This window comes from Cellulomonas sp. NPDC055163 (genome assembly GCF_053607065.1).
Genome location: NZ_JBSGSU010000005.1, coordinates 130,348 through 145,679 on the forward strand (window position 1 = coordinate 130,348; position 15,332 = coordinate 145,679).

Sequence of the window (15,332 nt, forward strand, 5' to 3'; positions counted from 1 at the left end):
GTTACTGGGCGCACGCTCAGCCCCGGAGCAGAACGGCGTCCCAGACGGCGTGCGCGACGTCGTCCTTGGAGCCCGCCGCGACCGCCACGACGTCGCCGTCCCCGTCGAGGATCGTCACGTCGTTGTCGGCGGTCCCGAAGCCGCGCCCGCCGCCGACGGCGTTGACGACGAGGAGGTCGGCGCCCTTGCGCCGGGCCTTCGCCCGCCCGTGGTCCAGCACGCTCCCCGAGGCGTCCCCGGTCTCGGCCGCGAAGCCCACGACGACCTGCCCCTCCCGGAGCCGGGGCGCCGAGAGCTCCGCGAGGATGTCGGGCGTCTGGACGAGCTCGAGCACGCGCGTCCCACCCGCAGCGTCGCCCGCGTCCTTCTTGATCTTGGTCTCGGCCGCCGTCGCGGGCCGGAAGTCGGCGACGGCGGCCGCCATGACGACGACGTCGGCGTCCTTGGCCGCGGCACGCACCGCGTCGCGCAGCTCGGCCGAGGTCTCGACCGGGACCACGGCGACGCCGTCGGGGGCCGCCAGGGTCACGTTCGCGGCGACGAGCGTCACCTGGGCGCCGCGTGCCGCTGCCGCGCGGGCGAGCGCCCAGCCCTGGCGGCCCGAGGACCGGTTGCCGAGGTAACGAACGGGGTCGAGGGGCTCGCGGGTGCCGCCCGCGGAGACGACGACGTGCCGGCCGGCGAGGTCCTGCGGCGCGGGCCGCACGAGCGCCAGCGCCGCCGCGGCGACCGCCTCCGGCTCGGGGAGCCGGCCCGGCCCGGTGTCCGCGCCGGTGAGGCGGCCGGAGTCCGGGTCGAGCACGTGCACACCTCGGGCGCGCAGGGTCGCGACGTTCGCGCGCGTCGCCGGGTGCTCCCACATCTCCGTGTGCATCGCCGGCGCGAGCAGCACCGGGCACCGTGCCGTCAGCAGCGTCGCGGTGAGCAGGTCGTCCGCCCGGCCCGTCGCGGCCCGCGAGAGCAGGTCCGCGGTCGCCGGGGCGACGACGACGAGGTCGGCCGTCTTGCCGAGGCGCACGTGAGGGACCTCGTCGACGTCCTCGAAGACCCGCGTCGTCACGGGCTTGCCGGACAACGCCTCCCACGTCGCGCGCCCGACGAACTCCAGCGCGGAGTCGGTCGGCACGACGCGCACGTCGTGCCCGGCCTCCGCGAGCAGGCGCAGCAGCAGGACGGCCTTGTACGCCGCGATGCCGCCGGCGACGCCGAGGACGATCCGCATGGTCGGGACGCCGCGAGGGACCGGGGCCGAGGTCAGCCCTCGGTGGCCTCGACCGTCAGCAGCCCGCCGTCGATCTCGCGCATCGCGATCGACAGGGCCTTCTCCTGCGGGCGGGTCTCGACGAGCGGCCCGACGTACTCGAGCAGGCCCTCGTTGAGCTGGGAGTAGTACGCGTTGATCTGGCGCGCGCGCTTGGCGGCGTAGATCACGAGCGCGTACTTGGAGTCCGCACGCTCGAGCAGCTGGTCGATGGGCGGGTCGGTGATGCCGACGGGTGCAGCGACGGTTCCGGACACGGTGGACTCCCGCAAAGACGAAGGGGTGGGACTGACGCCAGTCTACCTGGTCGGCAGTCCCATGACCCGGACCAGCTCGTCGGTCGCCCGCCGCACGTCGTCGTTGACGATCACGTGGTCGAACTCCGGCTCCGCGGCCAGCTCGACGCGCGCCGTGGCGAGCCGCCGCTCCCGCTCCTCCGGCCCCTCGGTCCCCCGGCCCACGAGCCGGCGCTCCAGCTCCTCGAACGACGGCGGGGCGAGGAAGACGGACCGCGCACCGGGCATGGTCGAGCGCACCTGACGGGCCCCCTGCAGGTCGATCTCGAGCAGCGCGGGCGACCCCGCCGCGAGCCGCTCCTCGACCTGGCGCCGCGGCGTGCCGTACCGGTTGCGGCCGTGCACGACCGCCCACTCGAGCAGCTCGCCGCCCGCCGCCATCGCGTCGAACTCGGCCGGCGTCACGAAGTGGTAGTGCACGCCCTCGACCTCGCCCGGTCGCGGCTCACGCGTCGTCGCGGAGACGGACAGCCAGATCTCGGGGTAGCGCTCGCGGATGTCGGCGGAGACCGTGCCCTTCCCGACGGCGGTCGGTCCGGCGAGAACGGTGAGCCGGGCTGGCGTCGTCATGGGTGCTGCGGTGCTCCTGGCCTGGTGCTGGATCCGGGTGGTCAGAGGCACACGGTGCGTGCCTCCGGGCTCACCCGAAGCGGTCGACGAGCGCCTTGACCTGGTGCGGACCCAGGCCACGGACGCGCCGCGTCTCGGAGATGCCGATCTCCGAGATGATGGCGCGCGCCTTGACCTTGCCGACGCCCGGCAGCGACTCGAGGAGCGCGAGCACCTTGAGCTTGCCGATCGTCTCGTCCGCCTGGCCCTGGGCGATCACCTCGGAGAGCGTGCCCTGAGAGTACTTGAGTCGGTTCTTGACCTCGGCACGAGCCTGCCGGGCCGCGGCTGCCTTCTCGAGTGCTGCTGCGCGTTGTTCGGGGGTCAAGGGGGGAAGAGCCACTCGAGTCACCTTCTCGTCCGCGGGATGTGATCGTGGTCCGAACCTAGCGACCGGGGGGCGGGTCCGCCAACGCGACGCTCAGCGGAGCGCGGATGCGGCCTCGGTGGCCGCGTTCCGTGCCGCTGCCAGCAACGACGCCCGGTCCGGTCCGGCGGCGAGCACCGCGCGGGAGGACGACGCGAGCACGGCGTGCCGAGCGCTCCCGAAGACGCGTGCGAGCTCCGCCGGGCCCGCTCCCTGCGCCCCGACACCGGGCGCCAGGAGGGGGCCCCGGACGGCAGCCAGATCCACCCCGAGACGCTCGGCGGCGTCACCGGTCGTGGCACCGACGACCAGGCCGACCGACCCCAGCGCGCCGCGCGTCGAGGCGAGCTCCGTGGCGTTGAGCGCGGCGGCCTGCGCGGCGACAGCCGCGGCGACCGCGGTCCCGTCGGGTCCGGTCGCGTGCTGGACCGACGCGCCCTCGGGGTTCGACGTGAGCGCGAGCACGAAGAGCCCGCGGCCCGACGCAGCGGCGGCCTCGACCGCGGGCGCGAGCGACCCGAAGCCGAGGTACGGCGAGACCGTGAGCGCGTCCCCGGCGAGCGGCGAACCGTCCCGCAGGTAGGCGTCCGCGTACCCGGCCATGGTCGAGCCGATGTCCCCGCGCTTGGCGTCGACGATCACCAGGGTGCCCGTCTCGCGTCCCGCCGCGACGACCTCCTCGAGCACCGCGACGCCGGCCGAGCCGTGCCGCTCGTACAGGGCCGACTGCGGCTTGAGCGCCGCGACCTTCCCCCCGAGGGCGTCGAGCACGCCGTGGCTGAACGCGCGCAGACCGGCGACGTCGTCCGCGAGCCCCCATGCCCGGAGCAGCCCGGGGTGGGGGTCCAGGCCGACGCACAGCGGCCCGTGCGCGTCCGTCGCCGCTGCGAGGCGTGCGCCGAACGGCGCGGTCACGCGGTCACCGCGCCGTCCGTCGTCGCCCCCACCGCGACCGCACCCGCACCCGCACCGACAGCGCCGGCAGCGGCCCGCGCCCGGCGTGCGTGCGTCGCCGCGTCGTGCTCCTGCAGGCTCGTCACGCTGAACGGTCCGGCGAGGGCCGCCTCGATGCCCTGCACCGCGGCGCCGAGCTGCTGGACGGTCGTGACGATGGCCTTGTCGGCGGCGGTCGTCGCGGCCCGGATCTCGTACCCGTCGGCGCGCGCGCCCTGGCCCGAGGGCGTGTTCACGACGATGTCGACGCTGCCCTCGGAGATCAGGTCGACGATCGTCGGCTCCCCCGCCGGCCCGCGGCCCCGTGAGAACTTCCGGACGACGCGCGAGGCGATGCCGCTGCGCCGCAGCACGGCCGCAGTGCCCTCGGTCGCGAGGATCTCGAAGCCGAGCTCGACGAGGCGCTTCACCGGGAACACGATCGAGCGCTTGTCGCGGTCGGCGACCGAGATGAACGCGGTGCCCGACGTCGGCAGCCCGCCGAAGGCCGCGGCCTGCGACTTCGCGAACGCGGTCGGGAAGTCCACGTCGAAGCCCATGACCTCGCCGGTCGAGCGCATCTCGGGGCCGAGGACCGTGTCGACGACCGTGCCGTCGTGCGTGCGGAACCGCTTGAACGGCAGCACGGCCTCCTTGACGGCGATCGGCGCGTCGAGGTCGAGCACGCTCGCGTCGGTGCGCGGCAGGACGCCCGAGGCACGCAGGTCCGCGATCGAGTGGCCCGTCATGACGAGCGCGGCGGCCTTGGCGAGCGGGACGCCCGTCGCCTTGGACACGAACGGCACCGTGCGCGACGCCCGGGGGTTCGCCTCGAGGACGTAGAGCACGTCGGAGACGAGCGCGAACTGGATGTTGAGCAGGCCGCGGACCCCGACGCCCTGCGCGATGGCCTCGGTCGAGCGGCGGATCCGCTCGAGCTCGGACAGCGACAGCGTGACGGGCGGCAGCACGCACGCGGAGTCGCCCGAGTGGATGCCGGCCTCCTCGATGTGCTCCATGACGCCGCCGAGGAACAGCTCGGTGCCGTCGTAGAGCGCGTCGACGTCGATCTCGATCGCGTCGTCGAGGAAGCGGTCGATGAGGAGCGGCGGGATCTCGGTGCCGCGGCCCGTCGTGTTGACCGCGGCGGCGATCGCGCGCTCGACGTACTCGGTGAGCTGCGCGTCGTCGTACACGATCTCCATGCCGCGTCCGCCGAGCACGTACGACGGGCGCACGAGCACCGGGAAGCCGATGCCCTGGGCCGTCTCGCGCGCACCCTCGAGGGTCGTCGCGGTGCCGAACGACGGTGCCGGGAGCCCGGCCGCCTCGAGCACCGCACCGAACGCCCCGCGATCCTCCGCGGCGTCGATCGCCTCGGGCGGCGTCCCGAGGATCGGCAGCCCGGCGTCGGCGAGGCGCTGCGCGAGCGACAGCGGCGTCTGGCCGCCGAGCTGCACGATGATGCCCTCGACCGGGCCGACCGCGAGCTCGGCCTCGTAGACCTCGAGCACGTCCTCGAACGTGAGCGGCTCGAAGTACAGGCGGTCGGAGGTGTCGTAGTCCGTCGAGACGGTCTCGGGGTTGCAGTTGACCATGACGGTCTCGTACTCGCCCTTGAGCGCGAGCGCGGCGTGCACGCACGAGTAGTCGAACTCGATGCCCTGGCCGATGCGGTTGGGGCCCGAGCCGAGGATGAGCACTGCCGGGCGCGTCCGCGGGCGCACCTCGGTCTCCTCGTCGTACGCGGAGTAGTGGTACGGGGTCAGCGCGGCGAACTCCGCGGCGCACGTGTCGACGGTCTTGTACACCGGCCGGACCCCGGCCTCCCACCGTGCCGCGCGCACCGCGTCCTCGCCGATCCCGCGCACGGCGCCGATCTGGGCGTCGGACAGCCCGTGGCGCTTGGCGCGCACGAGCACCGCACGGTCGAGCTCGGGGGCGCCGGCCGTCGTCGCGGCGACCTCGTTGACCAGCACGAGCTGGTCGAGGAACCAGGGGTCGATCCCGGTGCGCGCGTACACGTCCTCGAGCGGGACGCCCGCCCGCAGCACCTGCTGCACGTCGACGAGCCGGTGCTCGGTCGGCACCGAGATCGTCGTGAGCAGCGCGTCGAGCGCGTCGCCCGTGAGCGGGTCCCCGTCCCAGTGGAAGACGGAGCCGGCGCGGTCGATCGAGCGCATCGCCTTGCCGAGCGCCTCGGTGAAGTTGCGCCCGAGCGCCATGGCCTCGCCGACCGACTTCATGGTCGTCGTGAGCGTCGCGTCCGCGGCGGGGAACTTCTCGAACGCGAACCGCGGGACCTTGACCACGACGTAGTCGAGGGTCGGCTCGAACGACGCCGGGGTCGAGCCCGTGATGTCGTTCGGGATCTCGTCGAGCGTGTAGCCGATCGCGAGGCGGGCCGCGATCTTCGCGATGGGGAACCCCGTGGCCTTCGACGCGAGGGCCGAGGAGCGGGAGACGCGCGGGTTCATCTCGATGACGACGATGCGCCCGGTGTCGGGCTCGACGGCGAACTGGATGTTGCAGCCACCCGTGTCGACACCGACCTCGCGGATGACCGCGATGCCGATGTCGCGCATGCGCTGGTACTCGCGGTCCGTCAGGGTCAGTGCGGGCGCGACGGTGACGCTGTCACCGGTGTGCACGCCGACGGGGTCGACGTTCTCGATCGAGCAGACGACCACGACGTTGTCCGCGTGGTCGCGCATGAGCTCGAGCTCGTACTCCTTCCAGCCCAGGATCGACTCCTCGAGCAGGACCTCCGAGGTCGGCGAGTAGTGCAGGCCCTGCCCGACGATGCGCCGCAGGTCCGTCTCGTCGTACGCGAGCCCGGAGCCGAGGCCGCCCATCGTGAACGACGGGCGCACGACCATCGGGTACCCGAGCCGCCCGGCGGCGTCGACGGCCTGGTCGACCGAGTGGATGATCTCGGACGCCGCGCTCTCCCCGCCGCAGACCTCGACGACCTCCTTGAACTGCTGGCGGTCCTCGCCCTTCTGGATCGCGGCGATGTTCGCGCCGATCAGCTCGACGCCGTACTCCTCGAGCACGCCGGCCTCGTCCAGCGCGATCGCGGCGTTGAGGGCGGTCTGGCCACCGAGGGTCGCGAGCACCGCGTCGGGCCGCTCCTTCGCGATGATCGAGGTGAGCACCTCGGTCGTGATCGGCTCGACGTACGTCGCGTCGGCGAACTCCGGGTCGGTCATGATCGTCGCCGGGTTGGAGTTGAGCAGGATGACCCGCAGGCCCTCCTCCTTGAGCACGCGGCACGCCTGCGTGCCCGAGTAGTCGAACTCGGCGGCCTGGCCGATGACGATCGGCCCGGAGCCGATGACGAGGACGCTGTGGAGATCTGTCCGGCGGGGCATCAGGCGTCCGCACCCTTCTGGTCGGTCTGCACGTCGGCGCCCGTGGGCGCGCTGCGCATGAGGTCGAGGAAACGGTCGAAGAGGTACGCGGCGTCGTGCGGGCCCGCGGCGGCCTCGGGGTGGTACTGGACGGAGAACGCCGGCAGGTCGAGGGCGGCGAGGCCCTCGACGACGTCGTCGTTGAGGTCGACGTGGGAGACGACGACGCGCCCGTAGCGCCCGCCGTCGTGCGGCGCGACCGACTCGCCCTCGAGCGGGGCGTCGACCGCGAAGCCGTGGTTGTGCGCGGTGATCTCGACGCGGCCCGTCGCGCGGTCCAGGACAGGCTGGTTCACGCCGCGGTGCCCGTACCCGAGCTTGTACGTGCCGTAGCCGAGCGCGCGCCCGAGGATCTGGTTGCCGTAGCAGATGCCGAAGAACGGGATCCGGCGGTCGAGCACCTCGCGGAGCAGCTCGACCTCGTGCGTCGCCGCGCCGGGGTCGCCGGGACCGTTCGAGAAGAACACCCCGTCGGGGCCGGCGGCGAGCACGTCGTCGATCGTCGAGCTCGAGGGCAGCACGTGCACCCGCACGCCACGCTCGGCGAGGCGCTGCGGCGTCATGGCCTTGATCCCGAGGTCGATCGCGGCGACCGTCGCGACGGGCTCGTCGAGCGGGGAGCCGTCGGGGGCGAGCGCCTCGACGACGTACGGCTCCTTCGTGGTGACTTCGCCCGCGAGGTCGGCGCCCTGCATCGCCGGGGCGGCGAGCACCACCGCGAGCAGCTCGTTGTCGGAGCGCCGCGCGCCGCCGTCGCCCGTGAGCGCGTCGCCGGAGAAGATCCCCGCACGCATCACCCCGCGCTCACGCAGGTGGCGCGTCAGCGCGCGCGTGTCGATGCCGGAGATGCCGACGACACCCTGGTCGGCGAGGTCCTCGTCGAGCGTGCGCACGGACCTCCAGCTCGACGCCCGCCGCGCGGGGTCGCGGACCACGTAGCCGGCGACCCAGATCCGCCCCGACTCCGGGTCCTCGTCGTTCGCGCCCGTGTTGCCGATGTGCGGCGCCGTCATCACGACGATCTGGCGGTGGTAGCTCGGGTCGGTGAGCGTCTCCTGGTAGCCGGTCATGCCGGTGTTGAAGACGACCTCCCCCACGGTGCTCCCGTGCGCGCCATAGGCCTCGCCGTGGAACGTGCGTCCGTCCTCGAGGACCAGGACTGCGTCGGTCATGACTGCTCCTTCTGCGCCTGCGGTGCGGCAGGCGGCGGGTTCTGCGAGATCAGGGTCGTGGCGGCGGCGACCAGGCGGGCCCGGTCGGCCCGTCGTCGCACGCGCAGGCCGGTGTCGAGGCCGCGCTCGTCGTCGGGTCCGGTGCGCCAGGTGAGGACGACGAGCCCGTCCCGGCCGACGAATTTGCCGGCCTGCCCCGGGGCGGTGCCGACCGCGCGCAGCGAGCCGGCGGGGACGAACACCTCGCGCGCGCCGGTGCGCCGGACGAGCACGCCCGCGTCGCGGACCTGCACGAGCGCGGGGCTGCGGGTCCCGAGGTCGTGCGCGACGACGCGGTCGAGCCAGTCGCCCGCGCGCGTCGAGGAGACGTAGGTCGCCTCGATCGGCTCGGTGCGGGCGCGCCCGAGCGTGCCCGGGCCCTCGCCCTCGGGCGGCGTGACGGGCAGCGCCGGGACGACGGCCGCGGTGGCGGTCCGGCGCCTCGCCCAGCCGCGGCGCATGCCCCACAGGGCGAACAGGACCAGCGCGACGATGACGAGGACGGTCACGAGCACGCGCATCAGGCGCCTGCCCCCCGTCCCGCCGCGCGGTGCGAGCCGTCCACGTCGTCCTGCAGCACGCCGTCGAGCACCGTCGCGCGCCCGCGGAGTAACGTCGCCACGACACGGCCCGGGAGCTCGCGGCCGCGGAACGGGGAGTTGCCGCTCGCGGTGGCCTGCTCGGCAGGCTCGACGGTGCGGCGCACCGACGGGTCGACGAGCACGAGGTTCGCCGGCTCGCCGACCGCGATCGGGCGGCCGTGTCCCTCCACGCGCCCGATCGACGCGGGGGCGGTCGAGAGCACGCGCGCGACGTCGGCCCAGGTCAGCCTGCCGGTGTCGACCATCGTCTCCTGCACGACGGCCAGGGCCGTCTCGAGCCCGGTCATGCCGAACGCGGCCGCGGCCCACTCGCAGTCCTTGTCCTCGCGGGTGTGCGGTGCGTGGTCGGTCGCGACGATGTCGATCGTGCCGTCGGCCAGGCCCGCGCGGACCGCCTCGACGTCCTCGGCGGTCCGCAGCGGCGGGTTGACCTTGAACACGGGGTCGTAGCCGCGCGCGAGCTCGTCGGTCAGCACGAGGTGGTGCGGCGTGACCTCGGCGGTCACGTCGATGCCGCGGGACTTGGCCCAGCGGACGATCTCGACGGAGCCGGCGGTCGACAGGTGGCACACGTGCAGGCGCGAGCCGACGTGCTCGGCGAGCAGCACGTCGCGCGCGACGATCGCCTCCTCCGCGACCGCGGGCCAGCCCGCGAGGCCGATCTCGCTCGACACGACGCCCTCGTGCATCTGGGCGCCGTCCGTGAGCCGCGGCTCCTGCGCGTGCTGGGCGATCACGCCGTCGAACGCCTTGACGTACTCCAGGGCACGGCGCATGAGCACCGGGTCGTGCACGCACTTCCCGTCGTCGGAGAACACCCGGACGCGCGCCGCGGAGGACGCCATCGCGCCCAGCTCGGCGAGGTGCTCCCCCGCGAGCCCGACGCTGACCGCACCGACCGGGTGGACGTCGACCCAGCCGGCGTCACGACCGAGCCGCCACACCTGCTCGACGACGCCCGCGGTGTCCTGCGTCGGGGTCGTGTTCGCCATCGCGTGCACCGCGGTGAAGCCGCCGGCCGCAGCCGCACGGGTCCCGGAGCGGATCGTCTCGGCGTCCTCCCGGCCGGGCTCGCGCAGGTGGGTGTGCAGGTCGACGAGGCCGGGCAGGAGCACGAGCCCCTCCCCCTCGACGACGGTCGCGCCGTCCGCGCGCGCGCCGGCGTCGGGGCCGATCGCCGCGACCACGCCGTCGGCGAGCAGCACGTCGACCGCCTCGCCGCCGAGCGGCGCGACCGAGCGGAGCAGGTACGTCGTCACTTGCCGTCCACCTTCACGTTCGTCGTCTCCCCCGCGAGCAGCAGGTAGAGGACCGCCATCCGGACCGCGACACCGTTCGAGACCTGCTCGACGATGACGGCGCGGTCGGAGTCGGCGGCGTCGGCCGAGATCTCCAGGCCCCGGTTCATCGGGCCGGGGTGCATCACGATCGCGTGCTCGGGCAGCAGCGCGATGCGCCGCGCGTCGAGGCCGTAGCTGCGGGTGTACTCGAGGGGGCTCGGGAAGAACCCGCCGCCCGACGTCGACATCCGCTCGCGCTGGACGCGCAGCATCATGACCGCGTCGGGGCCGCCGGCCAGCACCGCGTCGAGGTCGTAGGACACGCGCGCGGGCCACGATCCGACCCCGACCGGCACGAGCGTCGGCGGCGCGACGAGCGTGACCTCGGCGCCGAGCGTGTGCAGCAGCTGCACGTTCGAGCGCGCGACCCGGCTGTGCAGCACGTCGCCGACGATCGCGACGCGCACGCCGGCGAGGTCCCGGCCGGTCGCGTCCGTCCGGCCGCCGTCGCCCACGAGGTGCCGGCGCATCGTGAACGCGTCCAGCAGCGCCTGCGTCGGGTGCTGGTGCGTCCCGTCGCCCGCGTTGACCACGGCGCCCTGCGTCCAGCCCGAGCGTGCGAGCGTGTGCGGGGCACCCGACGCGTGGTGGCGGATCACGACCGCGTCCGCGCCCATCGCCTGGAGGGTCAGCGCGGTGTCCTTGAGCGACTCGCCCTTCGAGACGCTCGAGCCCTTCGCGGAGAAGTTGATGACGTCGGCCGAGAGCCGCTTCGCAGCGGTCTCGAACGAGATGCGCGTACGCGTCGAGTCCTCGAAGAAGAGGTTCACGACGGTCCGCCCGCGCAGCGTCGGCAGCTTCTTGATCTCGCGTGCCTGCGTCGCCGCCATCTGCGCCGCGGTGTCGAGCACCAGGACCGCCTCGTCGCGGCTCAGGTCGCCCGCCGAGAGCAGGTGCCTCATCGCGCCCCCTCGATGAGCACGGCGTCGCGGCCGTCCGTCTCGTCGAGCAGCACACGCACGCGCTCCGACGTCGAGGTGGGCAGGTTCTTGCCGACGTAGTCCGCGCGGATGGGCAGCTCGCGGTGCCCGCGGTCGACGAGCGCGGCGAGCTGCACCGCGGCGGGCCGGCCCAGGTCGCTGATCGCGTCGAGCGCGGCGCGGATCGTGCGGCCCGAGAACAGCACGTCGTCGACCAGGACGACGATCTTGCCGTCGATCCCCGCCGCGGGCAGGTCCGTCGCGCCGATCGCGCGGGTCGGGTGGTGCGCGAGGTCGTCGCGGTGCATCGTCACGTCGAGGCTCCCCACGAGCGCCGCCGCGTCGAGCCCCGGCTCGACGTCCGCGAGGCGCGCGGCGAGCCGGTGCGCGAGCGGCAGGCCCCGGGTCGGGATGCCGAGAAGGACGAGGCGCGAGCCGCCCCGGTTGCGCTCGAGGATCTCGTGCGCGATGCGGGTCAGTGCCCGGGAGATCTCCGGAGGGCCGAGGACGACCGTCGCGTCGGGGACGGGGACCGCCCCGGGGGGTGTGCCGTCGGCCGGCACAGCGGTGCCAGAGCTCATCTGGCGACCTCCTTCCCCGCCTCACAGGACGGGCCTTAAAGGAATGTCTGTCAGGCGCCGACCTTACCGTGGCCCCGCCGGGGCGGCCGGGGTGTCCACGTTTCCACCGTCCGTGGCGTCGATCACCCGGTTGCCGACTCACGCGGAGCCCCAGGACAGCCGATCAACCTGCCATGGATGGAACCGCCTCGACCTGGCCGGCGGCTCTCCAGTTCTTCCTCGCGGGAGCACTCGTCGGCTCGTGCGTGCTCCAGTGGGTGTGGTGGCGCGGCGAGCTGCGGCAGGCCGGCGCCAAGTGGACGCTGCTGTGGTCCGCGGTGCTCGCGCTCGGCTTCGTCACGAACGGCCTGCTCGCGATGGCCCCCGAGGGCGTCCTCGGGGCAGCCCTGCTGTTCGTGCGGGCCCAGCTCTTCGTCGCGGTCGTGCTCGTCGCGCTGCCGGCGACGCGCGCGTACACCGCCGGGCCGCCCGTGCGCCGCTACGTTCTCGCGGCGGGGGCGTTCGCGCTGGTCCGGGCGGTGCTGTGGCTCACGACCGACATGGTCATGACGCACACGTACGTCCAGGGCCTGCCGGTGTACGGCCCGCTCGACGCCGCGACGTTCCTCGCACCCGTCGTCGTCGTCGCGCTCTACGTGGTGCGGGCGGTCGGCAAGCTGCGGATCACCCCCGTGGGGGTCCTGCTGATCGCCTCGGGCGTCGCGTCGGTCGCGCTGCTCGTCGCCTCGCACGTGGTCCAGGACCGCGCGACCGCCGAGGGGTTCGCGACCATGTGGGCGCTCCCCCTCGGCCTCGGCCTCGAGGTCCTCGGCCTCCACCGGCTGCGCCGCGCGCAGGGCGACGCCGTGCGCCAGAACGACATGCGTGACGCCGTCGCCCGCATCGCGAACGCCGCCTGGTTCATCAAGGACCCCGAGGCGCTGCTCCTGCGGGCCCGCGAGGAGAGCCGCCGCCTGCTCGACGACCCGACGATCGAGGGCTCGCTCCGGCCGCTCTCCCGAGGACGCTTCGTCACCGAGCTCTTCTCGGTCGAGCACGACGCGGCGAGCTCACGCGAGCGCGGGTTCCTCATGGACCTCGCGCAGATCGTCTCGGCCGCCGCCGAGCGGCACGCGCTCGCGTCGCGCCTCAGCCAGGCCGCGTTCACCGACTCCCTGACGCACCTGCCGAACCGGCACGCCCTCGACCAGCACCTCGCCGAGGCGCTCGACCAGGCCGACGTCGAGCGGACCCGCGTCGCGCTCGTCTACTGCGACCTCGACGGCTTCAAGCGCGCGAACGACCACCACGGGCACGCCTGGGGCGACCAGCTGCTCGTGCAGGTCGCCGACCACCTGCGCTCCGCGGCGCCCTACGGGACGACGGTCGCCCGCCTCGGCGGCGACGAGTTCGTCGCGGTGATCCCCCGTGCCGGCACCTACGACGACCTCATGGCGTTCGGGCGCGAGCTGCGCGCCGGGTTCGGCGGCAGCACGCCCGAGCAGAACCCCCCGCGCCTCACCGTCGGCATCGCGGTGCGCGAGCCGGGCGACACCGTCGCACCCGACCAGCTCCTGCAGCACGCCGACACCGCGATGCTCGAGGCCAAGCGCACGCGGGCCGGGGTCGTGTTCTTCGGCCGTGAGCTCCGCAGCCGTGTCCACGCCGAGACCCAGCTGCGCCGGGCGCTCGACGAGGGGGTCGCCGACGGGGAGTTCGAGGCGCACTACCAGCCGATCGTCGACACCGTCACGCTCGAGGTCGTCGGGCTCGAGTCGCTCGCGCGGTGGACGCGCGGCGGCCAGGTGCTCATGCCGTCCGACTGGCTCCCGCTCGCCGAGGAGTCCGGCCTCATCGTCCCCATCGGCCAGGCGCTGCTCGCGAGCTCGCGCGCCGGCTACGAGAAGTTCCGCCTGCCCGTCGCCGTCAACGTGGCCGCCCGCCAGCTCGCCGAGCCGGACTTCCTCAAGCACGTCGAGCGCTCGTGGGGCGACGGCGCCTGGACGCACCTGACGATCGAGGTCACGGAGAGCGCGCTGCTCGACGACAGCGCCGCGGCGGCCGGGACGCTCACGGAGCTTCGCAGCCGCGGGGTGAAGATCGCCATCGACGACTTCGGCACCGGCTACAGCTCGCTGTCCCGCCTCGCGACGCTGCCCGTCGACGTGCTCAAGATCGACCAGGCGTTCGTGCGGGAGATCCGCACGCGCCGCGGCAAGGCCGTGCTGCGCGCGATCCTCGCCCTCGCGGAGGCGCACGGGCTCGACGTGGTGGCCGAGGGCGTCGAGCGCGCCTCGGAGCTCACGGCGCTCGCGGACCTCGGGGTCCCCCGCGTGCAGGGGAACCTGCTCGGGCGGGCCTCCCCCACGCTCCCCGTGCGTGGTCCGCGGCCGCGGCCGCGTGGGCGCCGGCCGGTGCGGGTGCTCTGAGAGGCGTCGCCCGTCCGCTGCTCCCTCGGCGCGCACGGCCCGTGGTGCCCGGCGGTGGCTACCGCGCGTGTCGCTGTGGCTGAGCGCGCGAGCCGTGGTCCCCCGGTGGCGGTCGCCCGTGCCCCCGCAAGCTCCGCGCGGACGCCGGACGCCTCGCGTCGGATACCGGCGCTCCCTTGCTGCGGTTCGTCTTCCGTGTGCGCCGCGCCGGCGCGTGTTTCCGTTATCGGATCGGCACGGTGCAGCGACACAGGACGGCCCCGGCGACCCGCACCCCTGATCGGGTGTTCGGGTCGCCGGGGCCGTTCGGGCCACGCGGTCGAGCGAGGAGTCAGGCGAGCAGCGTCGGCTTCAGGTCCACGATCCGGCCGAGGAGGCCGTTGATGAACGCCGGCGAGTCGTCGGTCGACAGGCTCCGGGCCAGCTCGACCGCCTCGTCGACGGCGACCGCGTCGGGCACGTCGTCGTTGTAGAGGATCTCCCACGAGCCGAGGCGCAGCAGCGCCCGGTCGACCGCCGGCATGCGCTCGATGGTCCAGCCGTGCGCGTGCGTCGAGATGAGCTCGTCGATGCGGACGCGCTGCGCCGTGACACCCTCGACGAGCTCGACCGAGTACTGCGGCAGGGCCGCCTCGGTGCCCGGCTCCACGATCCGGTCGCCGAGCAGCGTCACCGGGTCGATCCCCCGCTGCTCCGCCTCGAAGAGCACGTCGAGCGCGCGCTTGCGCGCCTTGGTCCGGGCACCCACGTCAGTCGTTCACGCGGCCGAGGTAGCTGCCGTCCCGGGTGTCGACCTTGACGCGCGTGTTCGCCTCGAGGAACAGCGGGACCTGGATCTCGTAGCCCGTCTCGAGCGTCGCGGGCTTGGTGCCACCCGTCGAGCGGTCACCCTGCAGGCCCGGCTCGGTGTACGTGATCTCCAGCACGACCGACGGGGGCAGCTCGACGTAGAGCGGCACACCCTCGTTCGTCGCGACGAGCGCGCTCTGGTTCTCGAGCAGGAAGTTCGCGGCGTCACCGACCGTCGCCTCCGCGACCGGGAGCTGGTCGAACGTCGCGGTGTCCATGAAGATGAAGTCGCTGCCGTCCTTGTACAGGTACTGCATGTCGCGCTTGTCGACGTTGGCCGTCTCGACCTTGAGACCCGCGTTGAACGTCTTGTCGACGACCTTGCCGGACAGGACGTTCTTGAGCTTGGTGCGGACGAACGCGCCACCCTTGCCGGGCTTGACGTGCTGGAACTCCACGACGGTCCAGAGCTGGCCGTCGATCTTCAGCACGGTGCCGTTCTTCAGGTCGTTGGTGGTCGCCACGATCGCTGCTTCCTGTCGAGTTGAGAATCTGCGTGCCGGCTGCAGGCGTCGAAGGACGCCGGGCGCGGCAAGACCGCC

Annotated in this window: 14 protein-coding genes; 1 reads left to right on the forward strand and 13 read right to left on the reverse strand. The window is 73.7% G+C overall.

What is annotated here, in order from left to right; all coding sequences use genetic code 11:
- Positions 1 to 16: 16 nt before the first annotated feature.
- From coaBC to pyrR, 11 genes are all read right to left on the reverse strand, one after another.
- On the reverse strand, positions 17 to 1,222 hold the full coding sequence (coaBC, locus tag ACWFNE_RS11115; protein WP_452122481.1) for a bifunctional phosphopantothenoylcysteine decarboxylase/phosphopantothenate--cysteine ligase CoaBC: 1,206 nt from the start codon (positions 1,220 to 1,222) through the stop codon (positions 17 to 19).
- 32 nt (positions 1,223 to 1,254) lie between these two features.
- Positions 1,255 to 1,518 carry a DNA-directed RNA polymerase subunit omega gene (gene rpoZ, locus ACWFNE_RS11120; RefSeq protein WP_034627292.1) on the reverse strand — a complete coding sequence of 88 codons (264 nt, stop codon included), beginning with the start codon at positions 1,516 to 1,518 and terminating at the stop codon, positions 1,255 to 1,257.
- Between the two features lie 42 nt (positions 1,519 to 1,560).
- Entirely contained in the window at positions 1,561 to 2,127 is a 567-nt protein-coding gene (gmk, locus tag ACWFNE_RS11125) for a guanylate kinase (protein ID WP_452122482.1), read from the reverse strand.
- Between the two features lie 70 nt (positions 2,128 to 2,197).
- Positions 2,198 to 2,509 (reverse strand): integration host factor, actinobacterial type, encoded by a 312-nt coding sequence (gene mihF / locus ACWFNE_RS11130; protein WP_034627300.1) that lies wholly within the window; start codon positions 2,507 to 2,509, stop codon positions 2,198 to 2,200.
- Positions 2,510 to 2,587: 78 nt separating this feature from the next.
- Positions 2,588 to 3,448 (reverse strand): orotidine-5'-phosphate decarboxylase, encoded by an 861-nt coding sequence (gene pyrF / locus ACWFNE_RS11135; protein WP_452122483.1) that lies wholly within the window; start codon positions 3,446 to 3,448, stop codon positions 2,588 to 2,590.
- The gene (gene carB / locus ACWFNE_RS11140) at positions 3,445 to 6,840 is read right to left on the reverse strand and encodes a carbamoyl-phosphate synthase large subunit (RefSeq protein WP_452122484.1); all 3,396 of its coding nucleotides are present in this window, start codon (positions 6,838 to 6,840) and stop codon (positions 3,445 to 3,447) included. Before carB ends, pyrF begins: the two co-directional genes overlap by 4 nt.
- A complete protein-coding gene (gene carA, locus ACWFNE_RS11145; protein ID WP_452122485.1) occupies positions 6,840 to 8,051 on the reverse strand; it encodes a glutamine-hydrolyzing carbamoyl-phosphate synthase small subunit in 1,212 nt (403 codons plus the stop codon). Before carA ends, carB begins: the two co-directional genes overlap by 1 nt.
- Positions 8,048 to 8,611: a PH-like domain-containing protein gene (locus ACWFNE_RS11150; RefSeq protein ID WP_452122486.1), complete on the reverse strand. Its 564-nt coding sequence runs from the start codon at positions 8,609 to 8,611 to the stop codon at positions 8,048 to 8,050. Before ACWFNE_RS11150 ends, carA begins: the two co-directional genes overlap by 4 nt.
- The gene (locus ACWFNE_RS11155; RefSeq protein WP_452122487.1) at positions 8,611 to 9,951 is read right to left on the reverse strand and encodes a dihydroorotase; all 1,341 of its coding nucleotides are present in this window, start codon (positions 9,949 to 9,951) and stop codon (positions 8,611 to 8,613) included. The genes ACWFNE_RS11150 and ACWFNE_RS11155 overlap by 1 nt, the downstream gene beginning before the upstream one ends.
- The gene (locus ACWFNE_RS11160) at positions 9,948 to 10,934 is read right to left on the reverse strand and encodes an aspartate carbamoyltransferase catalytic subunit (RefSeq protein ID WP_452122488.1); all 987 of its coding nucleotides are present in this window, start codon (positions 10,932 to 10,934) and stop codon (positions 9,948 to 9,950) included. Before ACWFNE_RS11160 ends, ACWFNE_RS11155 begins: the two co-directional genes overlap by 4 nt.
- Positions 10,931 to 11,533: a bifunctional pyr operon transcriptional regulator/uracil phosphoribosyltransferase PyrR gene (pyrR, locus tag ACWFNE_RS11165; RefSeq protein WP_452122489.1), complete on the reverse strand. Its 603-nt coding sequence runs from the start codon at positions 11,531 to 11,533 to the stop codon at positions 10,931 to 10,933. Before pyrR ends, ACWFNE_RS11160 begins: the two co-directional genes overlap by 4 nt.
- A gap of 173 nt (positions 11,534 to 11,706) precedes the next feature.
- Here pyrR and ACWFNE_RS11170 point away from each other — a divergent pair, with 173 nt between their 5' ends.
- Positions 11,707 to 13,941: a putative bifunctional diguanylate cyclase/phosphodiesterase gene (locus tag ACWFNE_RS11170; protein ID WP_452122490.1), complete on the forward strand. Its 2,235-nt coding sequence runs from the start codon at positions 11,707 to 11,709 to the stop codon at positions 13,939 to 13,941.
- A 331-nt stretch (positions 13,942 to 14,272) separates the two neighbouring features.
- Here ACWFNE_RS11170 and nusB read toward each other — a convergent pair whose 3' ends face one another.
- Both nusB and efp read right to left on the reverse strand, forming a co-directional pair.
- Positions 14,273 to 14,689, reverse strand: a complete 417-nt coding sequence (gene nusB, locus ACWFNE_RS11175) for a transcription antitermination factor NusB (protein ID WP_452122491.1) — start codon at positions 14,687 to 14,689, stop codon at positions 14,273 to 14,275.
- A gap of 1 nt (position 14,690) precedes the next feature.
- Positions 14,691 to 15,254: an elongation factor P gene (gene efp, locus ACWFNE_RS11180; protein WP_452122492.1), complete on the reverse strand. Its 564-nt coding sequence runs from the start codon at positions 15,252 to 15,254 to the stop codon at positions 14,691 to 14,693.
- Positions 15,255 to 15,332 lie beyond the last annotated feature (78 nt).